The sequence below is a fragment of the Aeromonas intestinalis genome (assembly GCF_054052485.1).
Map to the genome: position 1 here is coordinate 1 of NZ_JBSTYK010000023.1, position 12911 is coordinate 12911.

General features: G+C 60.7%; 11 protein-coding genes. 5 read left to right on the top strand and 6 right to left on the bottom strand.

From position 1 onward, the window contains the following. The first annotated feature begins 356 nt into the window (after positions 1-356). Positions 357-1553 (top strand): NnrS family protein, encoded by a 1197-nt coding sequence (locus ACW5W7_RS20215; RefSeq protein ID WP_456502864.1) that lies wholly within the window; start codon positions 357-359, stop codon positions 1551-1553. 4 nt (positions 1554-1557) lie between these two features. Here ACW5W7_RS20215 and ACW5W7_RS20220 read toward each other — a convergent pair whose 3' ends face one another. Beyond that, complete coding sequence (locus ACW5W7_RS20220) at positions 1558-2124, bottom strand: helix-turn-helix domain-containing protein (RefSeq protein ID WP_349920757.1); 567 nt, start codon at positions 2122-2124, stop codon at positions 1558-1560. Positions 2125-2239: 115 nt separating this feature from the next. On the opposite strand from ACW5W7_RS20220, the gene ACW5W7_RS20225 reads away from it, so the two are divergent. Both ACW5W7_RS20225 and ACW5W7_RS20230 read left to right on the top strand, forming a co-directional pair. Beyond that, positions 2240-3391 carry a benzoate/H(+) symporter BenE family transporter gene (locus ACW5W7_RS20225; protein ID WP_456502865.1) on the top strand — a complete coding sequence of 384 codons (1152 nt, stop codon included), beginning with the start codon at positions 2240-2242 and terminating at the stop codon, positions 3389-3391. 146 nt (positions 3392-3537) lie between these two features. Beyond that, a complete protein-coding gene (locus ACW5W7_RS20230; protein WP_456502866.1) occupies positions 3538-4602 on the top strand; it encodes a DUF3103 family protein in 1065 nt (354 codons plus the stop codon). A 68-nt stretch (positions 4603-4670) separates the two neighbouring features. On the opposite strand, the gene metF is transcribed toward ACW5W7_RS20230, so the two are convergent. Next, entirely contained in the window at positions 4671-5567 is an 897-nt protein-coding gene (gene metF, locus ACW5W7_RS20235; RefSeq protein ID WP_456502867.1) for a methylenetetrahydrofolate reductase, read from the bottom strand. A gap of 326 nt (positions 5568-5893) precedes the next feature. Here metF and ACW5W7_RS20240 point away from each other — a divergent pair, with 326 nt between their 5' ends. Continuing rightward, positions 5894-6682 (top strand): GNAT family N-acetyltransferase, encoded by a 789-nt coding sequence (locus tag ACW5W7_RS20240; RefSeq protein ID WP_349920753.1) that lies wholly within the window; start codon positions 5894-5896, stop codon positions 6680-6682. A gap of 131 nt (positions 6683-6813) precedes the next feature. Here ACW5W7_RS20240 and ACW5W7_RS20245 read toward each other — a convergent pair whose 3' ends face one another. Then, on the bottom strand, positions 6814-7425 hold the full coding sequence (locus ACW5W7_RS20245; RefSeq protein ID WP_349920752.1) for an OmpW family outer membrane protein: 612 nt from the start codon (positions 7423-7425) through the stop codon (positions 6814-6816). A gap of 327 nt (positions 7426-7752) precedes the next feature. On the opposite strand from ACW5W7_RS20245, the gene ACW5W7_RS20250 reads away from it, so the two are divergent. After that, positions 7753-7878, top strand: a complete 126-nt coding sequence (locus ACW5W7_RS20250) for a hypothetical protein (RefSeq protein ID WP_349920751.1) — start codon at positions 7753-7755, stop codon at positions 7876-7878. A gap of 88 nt (positions 7879-7966) precedes the next feature. Here the strand turns inward: ACW5W7_RS20250 and uvrA are convergent, their stop codons facing one another. From uvrA to ACW5W7_RS20265, 3 genes are all read right to left on the bottom strand, one after another. After that, on the bottom strand, positions 7967-10795 hold the full coding sequence (uvrA, locus tag ACW5W7_RS20255; RefSeq protein WP_456502868.1) for an excinuclease ABC subunit UvrA: 2829 nt from the start codon (positions 10793-10795) through the stop codon (positions 7967-7969). Positions 10796-10878: 83 nt separating this feature from the next. After that, entirely contained in the window at positions 10879-11214 is a 336-nt protein-coding gene (gene csgH, locus ACW5W7_RS20260) for a curli-like amyloid fiber formation chaperone CsgH (RefSeq protein ID WP_456502869.1), read from the bottom strand. A 110-nt stretch (positions 11215-11324) separates the two neighbouring features. Continuing rightward, positions 11325-12899, bottom strand: coding sequence for a curlin (locus ACW5W7_RS20265; RefSeq protein WP_456502870.1), 1575 nt, complete (start codon positions 12897-12899; stop codon positions 11325-11327). Positions 12900-12911 lie beyond the last annotated feature (12 nt).

Below are 12911 nucleotides of genomic sequence, written 5' to 3' on the forward strand. Positions count from 1 at the left end.
TTGATTCAAATTGTTAAAGAGCGACGCAGCTTTTGGCTGCTGCGGGAGTGGCATTCTACTCAACCGCCTTCTCGAGTCAAGCCTTATTTTACGAGGCTTTTCGAGGCACCGACCGGGGTTGTTTGCGTTGCCGCTTGCCCTGTCGATGGAGGCGCATTATAGAGACATAGATCACATTGGCAAGAGCGATTTCGCATAAAGTTCGCATTCGGCGTCCGTTCGCTCACATATGAAACAAATCGACTCTTTTTCACTCCGACCGCCCCACTCTTGCTCTCTCTCGGGCCGAATTCCAATTGAACATTTGAAAAGTCACTTTATAATTAACTTTTCAAATACCCAATTAGGTTGTCGCCATGCATCAGATTCTGGATAGCCGCAAGGAAGAACGGATAGTCCCCCTGTTTCGCTTGGGGTTCAGGCCCTTCTTTCTGCTTGGAGCCCTGTTTTCGATCCTGGCCATGATAGGGTGGTTGGGGCAACTCAACGGCTGGTTCAGTCTGCCCGGGCTAACCAATCCCATCTGGTGGCACGCTCATGAGATGCTGTTCGGCTTCGGTGCGGCCATCGTCGCAGGCTTTCTGCTGACCGCAGTCCAGAACTGGACGGCCCACCCTGGCGTACGCAGTTGGTCGCTGGCTCTGGTGGTGGGGCTCTGGGCCTTGCCAAGGGTTTTGTTACCCTGGCTGGGGGAGGGCAATATTCCGCTGATGTTGGCCGACCTCATCTGGCTGCCACTGTGCGCCTGGTTTCTCGCCAAGCCCATCATCCTGACCCGTCAGTGGCGCAACCTCTTCTTTGTCCCTCTACTTATCCTGCTGACCCTGCTCAATGGCGCCAGCTGGTGGTGGCGAAGCGACTGGCTCATCACCGAGCATCTGCTGATCACCACTGTGTTGCTCTTCACGACGCTGATCGCCGTGATGGGAGGCCGGGTCATCCCCTTCTTTACCGCCAGAGCCACCAACACGGAGAAAGCCATTCCCCGCCTCTGGTTGGAACGCGGAGCCTTGGCATCCCTGTGGCTGATCCTGCTGCTCTGGTTGTTGCAGCCCCTTGCCGGGATCAACCCTCTCTATACATTCCCTCTATATATAGTGGCGGCATCCCTGCACCTGTGGCGGCAACTGCGCTGGCGCCCTGCAGCCACTCTTCCTCACCCTTTGCTGTGGTCCCTGCATCTGGCATATCTGTTCATCCCGCTGGGCTTGCTCGCCTTCGCGGCCCAGGCCGCTGGCTGGCCCATCACTCTATCGCTGGCCAGCCATCTGCTGAGTGCGGGCTGCATGGGTACCATGATCCTCGGGATGATCGCCAGAGTCTCCCTCGGCCATAGTGGCAGAGCCTTGCAAGTGGGCCGCAGGATCACGGCGGCTTTCGCCCTGATCATCCTCTCTGCGCTGATGCGGGTCCTGATCCCTCAGCTCTGGCCGGCATTGACCCTGACGGGGTGGAATCTGAGTGGCTGGAGCTGGATACTGGCCTACGGACTGTTCGTCTGGGTCTACACCCCCATACTAATGAGCCCGAGGGTGGATGGGCGCCCGGGCTAATCCATCAGGAACGGGCGGGATAGTGGATCAGGTTGTGGAAGACGGCGGGAGCAATGCCCAGATTGCGATACCCGTGGGGACGGTCGGCGGCGAAACGTACCGCCTCTCCCTGTTCCAGAGCCCGCCACTCTCCGTCAGTCAGCACCTCCATGGCGCCACTGATGACGATCACATGCTCGGTGACACCTGGTTCGTGGGGTTCGGACTCCCGTTGATAACCGGGTAGCAGGGTGAGCTCAAACAGCTCAAAGCCGAATCGCCCCTCATAGGGAAAGAGCGGCGCCACCTGCATGCCTTCCCCCGCCGGCTGTTGGCGAATGGCATCGGCGACGCGATAGAGGGTCCGCTCCTGTTCATTCGGGGTCGGCTCGATGAAGCTGGAGAAGGAGACGCGAAAACCGGTGGCAATCTTCCACAGGGTCGCCACCGTCGGACTCGACTCCCCCCGCTCAATCTGCCCCAGCATGGCCTTGCTGACCCCGGTTTCCCGGGCGGCGGCATCCAGACTCCAACCCAGCTCGGCACGCAGTGCCTTCAACCGCGTCGCCAGGTGCTGACTCATCTCTTGCATCACTCCTCCCCGACATCTTATTCCACCATCTTGTGCGCAATAACGCACAAGGCTATAGTCAGGATCACATTGTACGCAATAACGCACAGGCCGCCAGCCTGCACAAGGAAGTCCCATGCCCCTCGCCCTACCCCATCTGGCCGCAGGCCTGATCGCCGTGCTGGTTGGCTATACCAGCTCCGTCGTATTGATCATTCAGGCGGCAACCGCCGCAGGAGCCGATGTCGCCCAGGTCTCCTCCTGGCTATGGACCCTTGGGATTGGCATGGGGGTGAGCTGCATCGGCCTCTCCCTCTATTATCGCGTCCCCGTATTGACCGCCTGGTCCACCCCCGGCGCCGCCCTGCTCATTACCAATCTGGGAAACTTCAGCCTAGCGGAGGCCATCGGCGCCTTCGCCATCTCCTCCTTGCTGATCACCCTGTGTGGCATCAGTGGCTGGTTCGATCGGCTGATGCGCCACATTCCCGCCCCTCTGGCCGCCGCCATGCTGGCCGGGGTGCTGCTCCGTTTCGGACTCGACCTGTTCAAGGTCGCACCGCAGGATCCCTTGCTACTGGGAACACTGTTAGCAGCATTTTTGATAGGTCGTCACTGCTTGCCACGCTATACCATGGTGCTGGTACTGGTGACCGGCATGCTGCTCTGCACCCTCAGAGGGGAGCTGCAGCTGAGCAGCGTCAGCTGGCAACTCTCCAGCCCGGTCTGGACCACCCCGACATTCTCCCTTGATGCCCTATTGGGGATAGCCCTGCCGCTGTTCATCGTCACCATGACCTCGCAGAACATGCCCGGCATCGCCATCCTGCGGGCCCACGGTTATCAGCCCGCCACCTCTTCCCTCATCACCTGGACCGGCCTGACCGGCTTGCTGCTGGCTCCCTTCGGTGGCTATGCTTTCAACCTCGCCGCCATCACCGCCGCCATCTGCATGGGCAAAGAGGTGGATCCCGATGCCAACCGCCGCTGGCCCGCCGCCGTCTGGGCCGGTTGCTTCTATCTCCTCACCGGCTGCTTCGGGGCCACCGTAGTGGCACTGTTCAGCGCTTTCCCCAGTGCGCTGGTGACCTGCGTGGCCGGTTTGGCGCTGCTCGGCACCATAGGCAGCAGCCTGCAGGGAGCGCTGCAGCAGGATGAGGAGCGGGAGGCCGCCTTGCTCACCTTCATCATCACCGCCTCCGGGATCACCCTGCTCGGCATAGGTTCCGCCTGCTGGGGCCTGCTGGTCGGCATAGTCCTGCATCAAGTCAATCGACTGCGCGGCTGACCTGACCATCTGGGGAGACCCCAGTGAGACTCCGCACATAATTCGGAGAATATTGTTCACAGCTGAAACTCATTGCCGTCTAGTGGGCTGGAGGCGTCCATTCTTCCCGGGATGTGCCTCGTCAGACTCAATACTGGAGAAAGATAATGAGGAATCAGGCTGTCATATTATTACTGGCCCTACTGGGCACCACTGCGGCTCACGCCGCCGATCGGGACAGGGAATTGGCGCGGGAGCTGGCGCTGCAACACAAGAACCTGCATCCCCTGCTCGCCAATCAGCACTACCAGGCCCCGCTGCCGGATCTGCTGCAAAAAGCCAGCCCCAGGTTGAAGCGGCAGGCCGTGGCTGCCGACCAGGCGGCCATCAGCCGGCAAGGGTTGGAGGGAGAGGTCAAGCAGCTGATGCAGCTGAGGCTGGCCAACCCCGAGCAGGCGACTGCACTCAAGCAAGGGAGTGAACCGCTCATCGCCTATGTGCCCAGTGGAGATGAACAGAGCTGGAGCGCCATCGAAGCCTTCGATACGGCTGGCAACCCCGTCTATCTCGATGTGAACCAAGCGCCGGCACGGCCGGTTCTGGTGGTGGAGGCCGATCCCGTCAAGGCCAAGAACGCCGGGCTGCAGGTGATGCGAAAAGCGCTGGCCGCCGCAGAGTTGCAAGCTGCCCCCATGGAGAAAAGCAGCACAACCCCCCTTAAAACCAGCATCCTGAAGAAGATAAGACTAAGCGATGACCAGGAACCCTGGCTGCTCGGGGCCGCCGAAGTCTACGCCGTGGTGGCCGGGGTCAATCCCAGCCGGGATGAGCCCGTGGTGGACATCGTCGACATGCCTTATCTCGACTACGACAACACGGACTACAGCCCGAACCAGATCCTGGTGTATTGGGATCGCTATCGCTGGGGGGCCGTCGATCTCGTCATGATGGAGCAGGATGACAACGTCAACTACAAGGAGCTGAGCGCCCTGCTGATCGAGGCGCTCAAACTCGGCTTCACCGCCGGCGGCGTGCCGGAAGCCCTGCCCTTCCTCGACCTCGGTGGCCGCATCGTCAAGGCCCTGCCTGACTCCTGGATGACCAACAACGACGATTACCTGGATACCTTCTACACCCTGGAGCAAGACCAGCGTTATGACCAGTATCCGGGGGCTGCCGGCAATGCCGTCATGACCCTGGAGCCCAAGGAGATACAGCCGACCCGGCCCTGACGCCCAGCCATAGCAAAAAAGCCAATGAGGTGACTCCTTGGCTTTTTTCATTGCGCTGCCTGCCGGGATCAGGCCTGGGACTTGGGCCGCACCCCCAGGGTGTGGCAGATGGCGTAGGTCAGCTCGGAGCGGTTCAGGGTATAGAAGTGGAAATCCTTCACCCCTTCCTGGCTCAGCACCCGCACCTGATCGATGGCGATGCTGGCCCCCACCATGTTGCGGGTGGTCTGGTCGTTGTCCAGCCCCTCAAAACGCTGATGCATCCAGCGCGGGATCTTCACGTTGGTGAAACCGGCGAACTTGGCCAGGGTCTGGTAGTTGGAAACCGGCAGTATCCCCGGCACGATTTCGGCGTCAATACCGATGGCGGCGCAGCGATCCCGAAAACGCAGGTAGGTCTCTACATCGAAGAAGAACTGGGTGATGGCACGGTTGGCACCCGCATCGATCTTGCGCTTGAGGCTCAGCAGATCGGACTGGGCGCTGCGTGCCTCGGGGTGACCCTCGGGATAGGCGGCCACCGAGATATCGAAATCCGCCTCGGACTTGAGCAGGGCAACCAGGTCGGTGGCATACATGTCCGGCTTGTCGACACCGGGCGGCAGATCACCGCGCAGGGCGACGATATGACGGATGCCGCTGTTCCAGTAGTCGCGAGCGATGGTGCGCAGTTCGTCACGGCTGGCGTCGATGCAGGTCAGGTGCGGCGCGGCGATGAGACCGGTGCGTTCCTTGATGTCCTTGATCACCTTGTGGGTGCGATCCCGGGTACCCGAGTTGGCGCCATAGGTCACGGAGACGAACTTGGGCTCCAGCACCTGCAGCCGCTCGATGGATTGCCACAGAGTATTTTCCATCCCTTCGCTGTTGGGGGGGAAGAATTCGAAGCTGACCGAAATGTTGTTACCCAAATCCGCCAGACTCTGGTTGAGAGCCTCAACCTGACGCGCGCTGTGAAATCCCATCTGTTCTCTCCCTGTCCTGCCATCTGCTTTGGTACGTCAAAACGGATGTTTGGACGTCTAAACGTCTTGCTATCTTTATGAGAAAACCGATCAAAGTCAACATCGATTTGCATCGAATTTCGGATCGATGGTTTTTTTATTCGGCAATTCGACTTAAGTAAACATGAACCCCCATCCCAAAATGATCTCAGGCACGCTATGATGCGGGCGGATCGTCTAGGACGTTCTGAATCTGCGTGTGATTGTTTGGCCGGGTCTTCCCGGCCTTTTTTTAACTTTCCCCTCCTCCTGCCGATAATCATTTGAGTCACTTGCAGGAATCCATCATGGAAGATCACCCCGGCTTTGCCACCGACTTGCTGTTTGACCGCTATCAAGGCGAGGTCAGGGATCACGGCCAGTTCTGGGCTGTGCGTACCCCGTCGGCGCCGGATTACTACTTCGGCAACTATCTGCTGCTCCCCTCCCCGCCCAATGACCGTGACAAGGGCTGGCTCGAAGCCAGTTTCGATCACTGGATAGGCCAGGATCCCAGGATCCGTCACCGCACCTTCCAGTGGCCCCTTGCCGAGGGGCAGAACAGCCGGGTCGCGGGCTTCGTGGCCTCGGGCTACCAATACATGGAGTGCGTGGTGCTAGCGCTGGAGTCCCCTCGCTGGCAGGCCCCGGCCCAGACGACGTTTGCCCCCGCGCGTCCCTTCACCACCGCAGACTGGGATGACTGGCTGGCGCTGGAGATGGCCGAGCGGGAGCCGGCTCACCCCGCCGAACACTACCTCACGTATCTGCACGCGCGGCGCAATCTCTATCAGGGCATGATTGCCGATGGGCTCGGGCAATGGTGGGGGATCTGGCAAGGAGACGAGCTGCTCGCCAGCTGCGGCCTCTTCTTCACCGCTACCCAGGGACGCTTCCAACTGGTGCGTACCCACAGGGATTGGCGCAACCGCGGGCTCTGTCGCCAGCTGCTGAGCCAGGTATCACGCCAGGGTCTGACGCAGGTCGAACGCCTCATCATAGTTGCCGACGAGCATTATCATGCCCAGCGCATCTATCGCAGTCTGGGCTTCGTCCCCGTCGCCCGCATCGGCAGTCTGTGCCGCTGGCAAACCTGATGAAGACCTCTTGGCCCGGGAGGATTCTGCCGTGAAGGCGTCGTCCGGCCGTGAATAGAAAAGGCCCGGACTGTGCCGGGCCAAAGAGACGTGCTGGGTTAGTTGGCCACGATGGGCCAATCCGATGGGGATCAGAAGCGGTAGCCAACGCCGAACATGAAGGCGACCGGGTCGATGGAGGTGTTGATGGTGCCCACCGCGGTATGCACATCGGTGTCGATGTCCATGACCCAGGCGGAGGCGTTGACGAACCAGCGGTCGTTGATGGCCATATCCAGCCCCACCTGACCCGCCAGCCCCCATGAGGAGTCGACGCTGACATCGGTGCCATCCAGTGCGCCGCGGCCCTCTTCGTCGAAGAAGAAGGTGTAGTTGACGCCCGCCCCTATGTAGGGACGCACCTTGCTGTTGGCATCGCCAAAATAGTATTGCGCCATCAGGGTCGGCGGCAGGTGTTTGACCTTGGCCACCTCACCCAGCCCCGGAGTCGATACCGAGTGGGAGAAGGGCGTTGCCGCCAGCAGCTCGACGCCCCAGTTGTCGGTGATCATGTAGGAGAGGGTCAGCCCCAGCTGCATGTTGCTGTCGATATCCAGCTCACCCGTGCCCAGCACATCGTCGCTGCTGGTCTGGGGGGAGACAAATGCCAGCCCGCCACGCACCAGGATATCACCGGCCTGGTGTGCCATGGCGAGGGGGGAAGCAAAGGCGGCTGCGATTACCAGAGGAAGGATCTTTTTCATCACTTAATTCCCTTTTTTTGTTTTCTTTCTATGTTGTAAGCGCGAAAACTATAAAAGGATGTGAATGAAGAGTTATTGATTTAGCTCAATAGTTATCAAGAAATAGATGGATTGACACCGCAACTTTGCTTGATCACGAAACCATCAGCCTCCAATAAAAACTACATTGTATACATACACTTATACATGGAACGCATTTATAAATCGCGCTATAAATACCAATGAAATATATGTTTAATTTGCTGACTACCCCGCCTGGATGTTGTTTAACTGTCGCTGACGGCGTATTTTATTAATGCGGTGTAAGCAGGCTGTAATAGAAGATTTATGAAACCACAGACTCGAAAAGACAAAATACTGGGTATATTGGCAGCCATCTGGGGCATCGGCTCCTTCCTGTTTATCTTGCTGGGCTTCGTGGTTGCCCTCGCCTTCCTGATGCTGACCCACTGACCCCTGTCAGCCACCTCCCTCGAGATTTTCCGGCCTTGAGCCCCCATGAAAAAGGGGCCATAAAGGCCCCTTGTTCGTCTTGCTCGCTCTATTTTCCCAGCAGCGGTGCCAGGAAGCGCGCCGTGTGGGACTCCTTGCAGCGACTCATCTCCTCCGGCGTGCCGGTGACCAGGATGCGGCCACCGCCAGACCCCCCTTCCGGCCCCAGATCGACGATCCAGTCTGCGGTTTTTATCACATCCAGATTGTGCTCGATGATGACGATGGTGTTGCCTCTGTCCCGCAACTGGTGCAGCACCTTGAGCAGCTGCTGGATGTCGTGGAAGTGCAGGCCCGTGGTCGGCTCATCCAGGATGTAGAGGGTCTGGCCGGTGTCCCGCTTGGAGAGCTCCCGTGCCAGCTTGACCCGCTGCGCCTCGCCGCCCGAGAGCGTGGTGGCCGACTGACCGAGACGGATGTAGGAGAGGCCCACGTCCATCAGGGTTTGCAGCTTGCGCGCCACCGCCGGTACGGGGTCGAAGAACTCGCGCGCGTCTTCCACCGTCATCTCCAGGATTTCGTGGATGTTCTTGCCCTTGTATTTCACCTCCAGGGTCTCGCGGTTGTAGCGCTTGCCCTTGCAGACGTCGCAGGGCACATACACATCCGGCAGGAAGTGCATCTCCACCTTGATGACCCCGTCCCCCTGGCAGGCCTCACAGCGGCCCCCCTTGACGTTGAAGGAGAAACGGCCCGGCTGATAGCCGCGGGAGCGCGCCTCCTGGGTACCGGAGAGCAGCTCGCGGATCGGGGTGAACAGGCCGGTATAGGTCGCCGGGTTGGATCTCGGGGTACGGCCGATGGGGCTCTGATCGATGTCCACCACCTTGTCCAGATGTTCCAGCCCTTCCACGCTGCGATAAGGCGCCGGGGTGGATTCGGTGGCCTTGTTCAACTCCCGATGAGCGATGCGGAACAGGGTGTCGTTGATCAGGGTCGACTTGCCGGAACCGGAAACGCCGGTGACGCAGGTCATCACCCCGATGGGCAGGTCCAGGTTGACGTTGCGCAGGTTGTTGCCGCTCGCACCTTTCAGTTTCAACCACTTGCCGGTGAGCGGGGTACGCTCGGCAGGGATGGCGATCTGCTTGCGGCCGGACAGGTAGTCACCGGTCAGGGACTCGGGATTCGCGATGATCTCTGCCGGCGTCCCTTGCGCGACGATGGCACCGCCGTGCACCCCGGCGCCGGGGCCGATGTCGAGCACGTGGTCGGCGAGGCGAATGGCGTCCTCGTCGTGCTCCACCACTATCACCGTATTGCCGAGGTCCCGCAGATGGGTCAGGGTCTTGAGCAGCCGCTCGTTGTCGCGCTGGTGCAGACCGATGGAGGGCTCATCCAGCACATACATGACCCCCACCAGACCGGCGCCGATCTGGCTCGCCAGCCGGATCCGCTGGGCCTCACCGCCGGACAGCGTTTCGGCGCTGCGGGAGAGGCTCAGATAGTTGAGGCCCACGTTAACCAGGAAGCCGAGTCGCTCGACGATCTCTTTCAAGATCTTCTCGGCGATCTGGGCGCGTTGGCCGGTGAGGTTGATACCGGCAAAGAACGCCAGGGCGTCGCCGATGGATTGCTCGGCGATGGCGGGCAGGTTGCGGTTGTCCACGAACACGTGGCGCGCTTCTTCCCGCAGCCGGCTGCCACCGCAGCTGGTGCAGGACTTGTTGGCAATGTACTTGGAGAGCTCTTCCCGCACCGAGTTGGACTCGGTTTCCCGGTAGCGGCGCTCCATGTTGTGCAGGATCCCCTCGAACGGGTGCTTGCGCACCACCACATCGCCGCGATCGTTCATGTAGCGGAACTCGATCTCGGCCTTGCCGGAACCCCGCAGGATCACGTCCTGGGTCTTGAGGGGCAGATCCTCCCAGGGGCTCTCCAGATCGAACTTGTAGTGTTCGGCGAGGGACTTGAGCATCTGGAAGTAGTAGAAGCTGCGCTTGTCCCAGCCGCGGATGGCACCACCGGCCAGACTCTGGCCCGGATCGCTGATCACCTTGGCGGGATCGAAATATTGCTGTACCCCGAGGCCGTCACAGGTGGGGCAGGCACCGGCCGGATTGTTGAAGGAGAAGATCCGCGGCTCCAGCTCCGACATGGAGTAGCCACACTCCGGACAGGCGAAGTTGGCGGAGAAGGTCATGGGTTCCACCCCTTCTTCACCGTCCATGGGGGCCACCAGCACGATGCCACCGGAGAGCGTCAGCGCCGTCTCGAAGGATTCGGCCAGACGCAGAGCCAGGTCATCGCGCACCTTGAATCTGTCCACCACCACCTCGATGGTGTGCTTCTTGTGCAGCTCCAGGGTGGGGGGATCGGAGAGATCGCACACCTCGCCGTCGATGCGGGCACGGATGTAACCCTGGGCCGCCAGGTTCTCCAGCAGCTTGGTGTGCTCCCCCTTGCGGTTGCGCACCACGGGGGCCAGCAACATCAGCTTGCTGCCTTCCGGCTGGGCCAGCACCTGATCCACCATCTGACTGATGGTCTGGGCGGTGAGCGGAATGGCGTGGGTCGGACAGCGGGGTTCACCCACCCGCGCAAACAGCAGGCGCAGGTAGTCGTAGATCTCGGTGATGGTGCCCACGGTGGAGCGCGGGTTATGGGAGGTGGACTTCTGCTCGATGGAGATGGCCGGAGAGAGCCCCTCGATATGATCCACATCCGGCTTCTCCATCAGGGAGAGGAACTGGCGGGCATAGGCGGAGAGAGACTCCACGTAACGGCGCTGCCCCTCGGCATAGAGAGTATCGAACGCCAGCGAAGACTTGCCGGATCCGGACAGACCCGTCACCACGATCAACTTGTCGCGGGGCAGGATCAGGTTGATGTTCTTGAGATTGTGGGTGCGGGCACCCCGAATCACGATTTTTTCCATCTTCTTGCACGCTCGATACACAAACCAGAGCGAACCAGTATGGCATAGAGACTACTGGATGAATAGACAGTTAGCAGCGGAAATCATGGGGCCGACCCGCACTGGAAGGGTCGCTCTGTTTCACTCAGCAATCGCTCCTCCTGCCACAGTTGCAGCCTGAACCTGACGTGATACGGGCAGCTCAGGCCGAGGGTCAGTCGCCCCAGTCCATGGGGGCGATCCGCCGCCAGCACGAGCCGTCCTCGTTGCTGTTGATGGCTCTGTCCGGCCCCGCTCTGGCTCCAGAGATCCAGTCGATAATAGAGGGTTTGCCCCTGCTTGCTCAGCAGCATGGGTGCCAGCGAGAGGCCATGTTTGTCCTGCAAGGCATTGAGAGTGACCTCGGGGGCCGGACCTTGCAGCGCGGCCTGCGCTGGCATCAGGGCACAGAGGCAGAGCAGGGCGCCTGCCCATCCGGCATGCCACCCTCGGCGCCGACCCGCCCCCAATGAGAAAGGGGCCCGCAGGCCCCCGGATGCACACAGACTCATCAATTGCCGCCCTGATAGACATAGGCTGTGTTGTTGCTGCCATACACATCGACCTGGGCCGTGTTGTAGCTGGCGGTCTGGACCACGTCGACCAGGTTGCCACCGCCATTGCTGCCGGCGTTGACATAGACATCGGCCACATGATGGTTGCCGGTCTGGCTGACGGTCAGCACGTTGTCGCTACCCAGGTAGGATTCGACGGAGGCGTTGTTCAGCTCGCCAGTCTGGGTCACGGTAACGGTCGACCCGGAGTGGGACGCATCGGCATAGGCCCAGTTGTCGTTGCCGGTCTGGGTCACGGTCAGCTCGTTGTCCGACCCCCAGGTCCAGGCCCCCTTGCCTTCCACGTCACGGGCGGCCGCCACCTGGTTGCGATCCCCGGTCTGCTCGATGGCGATCTGGTTGTTGCTGCCCGCTTCCTGCACCGCATTGGCGTAGTTGTCGTTACCCTGCTGATCGATGGCTACAACCCCGTCCGTACTGCTCGCCAGCTGTTTGACCACAGCCTCGTTGCCCTCACCCAGCTGATCCACCCGCGCCTGGTTGCCCGCGCCGCGCTGCTCGGTATCGGCCTCGTTGCCGTCCCCGACCTGAATGATGCTGGCCTGCTCGCCCAGACCGTTCTGATAGGCAATCGCCCGGTTGTCATCGCCCGACTGCAGGACGGTCAGCACGTCATCCTGCCCCGCCTGGTTGCTCTGGATGTCGTTGCGGTTGCCGGTCTGGGTCAGGGTTGCACTCTCGCCAATCCCGCCCTGAATGGCCGTCAGGGTATTGCCTTCACCGGCCGCCGAGCCGGATTGCGCCGTCTTCACATAGCCGTCGACGCCGCTCTGGGTGACATAGGCCTTGTTGTCGAGGTCACGCTGATCGACCACGGCCTCGTTGCCGTTGCCAGACTGGGTCACCTTGGCCAGGGTGCCTTCCGGGTAGGTGTAGCCATAGCTGCCAGTGGCCTGGGTGACGGTCGCCTTGTTCAGGTTGCCGCTCTGACTCACTTGGGCTTCCGCCCCGTCGGCGATCTGCTGGGAGACCCGGGCCTCATGGTCATTGCCGGTCTGGCTGACATTGGCAATGGCTTTATCGGACCAGTAGTTGTCGATATTGGCATCGTTGTTGTTGCCCACCTGGCTCACGATGGAGCTGGCACCATCACCGTTGTCCTGCTTCACATCGGCGACGTTGTGATTGCCGACCTGATTCACCGAGGCATGGGAGCCTTCGTTGAACACCTGCTGGGTCACGGTGGCGACGTTGAAGTTGCCCGTGCTCGCCACCTCGGCGAGGGATCCGGCGGTGCTGGACTCCTGCGTCACCAGGGCATCGTTGCCCGCGCCGGTCTGGGCCACCTTGGCGTCAGACTGGCTGGTGTTCTTCTGGACGGTTTTCGCCTGGTTGTCAGCCCCGATTTGGCTGATGCTGGCCTCGTTGTGGTTGCTGTTGTCGATCTGCTCGACCGTGGCCAGGTTGTTGCTGCCGGACTGGGCAACCGTCGCCTGGTTGTTGGCGGAAGCGGCCCAGACACTGGAAGTCGCCAGTAATACGGCAGAGGCGATAATGGTACGTTTGAACATGATTTCCCTCTC

Bases quoted from the DNA above. Each gene is read 5' to 3' on its own strand.
- ACW5W7_RS20215 (WP_456502864.1), top strand. From the start codon at position 357: ATGCATCAGATTCTGGATAGCCGCAAGGAAGAACGGATAGTCCCCCTG.
- ACW5W7_RS20220 (WP_349920757.1), bottom strand. From the start codon at position 2,124: ATGCAAGAGATGAGTCAGCACCTGGCGACGCGGTTGAAGGCACTGCGT.
- ACW5W7_RS20225 (WP_456502865.1), top strand. From the start codon at position 2,240: ATGCCCCTCGCCCTACCCCATCTGGCCGCAGGCCTGATCGCCGTGCTG.
- ACW5W7_RS20230 (WP_456502866.1), top strand. From the start codon at position 3,538: ATGAGGAATCAGGCTGTCATATTATTACTGGCCCTACTGGGCACCACT.
- metF (WP_456502867.1), bottom strand. From the start codon at position 5,567: ATGGGATTTCACAGCGCGCGTCAGGTTGAGGCTCTCAACCAGAGTCTG.
- ACW5W7_RS20240 (WP_349920753.1), top strand. From the start codon at position 5,894: ATGGAAGATCACCCCGGCTTTGCCACCGACTTGCTGTTTGACCGCTAT.
- ACW5W7_RS20245 (WP_349920752.1), bottom strand. From the start codon at position 7,425: ATGAAAAAGATCCTTCCTCTGGTAATCGCAGCCGCCTTTGCTTCCCCC.
- ACW5W7_RS20250 (WP_349920751.1), top strand. From the start codon at position 7,753: ATGAAACCACAGACTCGAAAAGACAAAATACTGGGTATATTGGCAGCC.
- uvrA (WP_456502868.1), bottom strand. From the start codon at position 10,795: ATGGAAAAAATCGTGATTCGGGGTGCCCGCACCCACAATCTCAAGAAC.
- csgH (WP_456502869.1), bottom strand. From the start codon at position 11,214: ATGCCAGCGCAGGCCGCGCTGCAAGGTCCGGCCCCCGAGGTCACTCTC.
- ACW5W7_RS20265 (WP_456502870.1), bottom strand. From the start codon at position 12,899: ATGTTCAAACGTACCATTATCGCCTCTGCCGTATTACTGGCGACTTCC.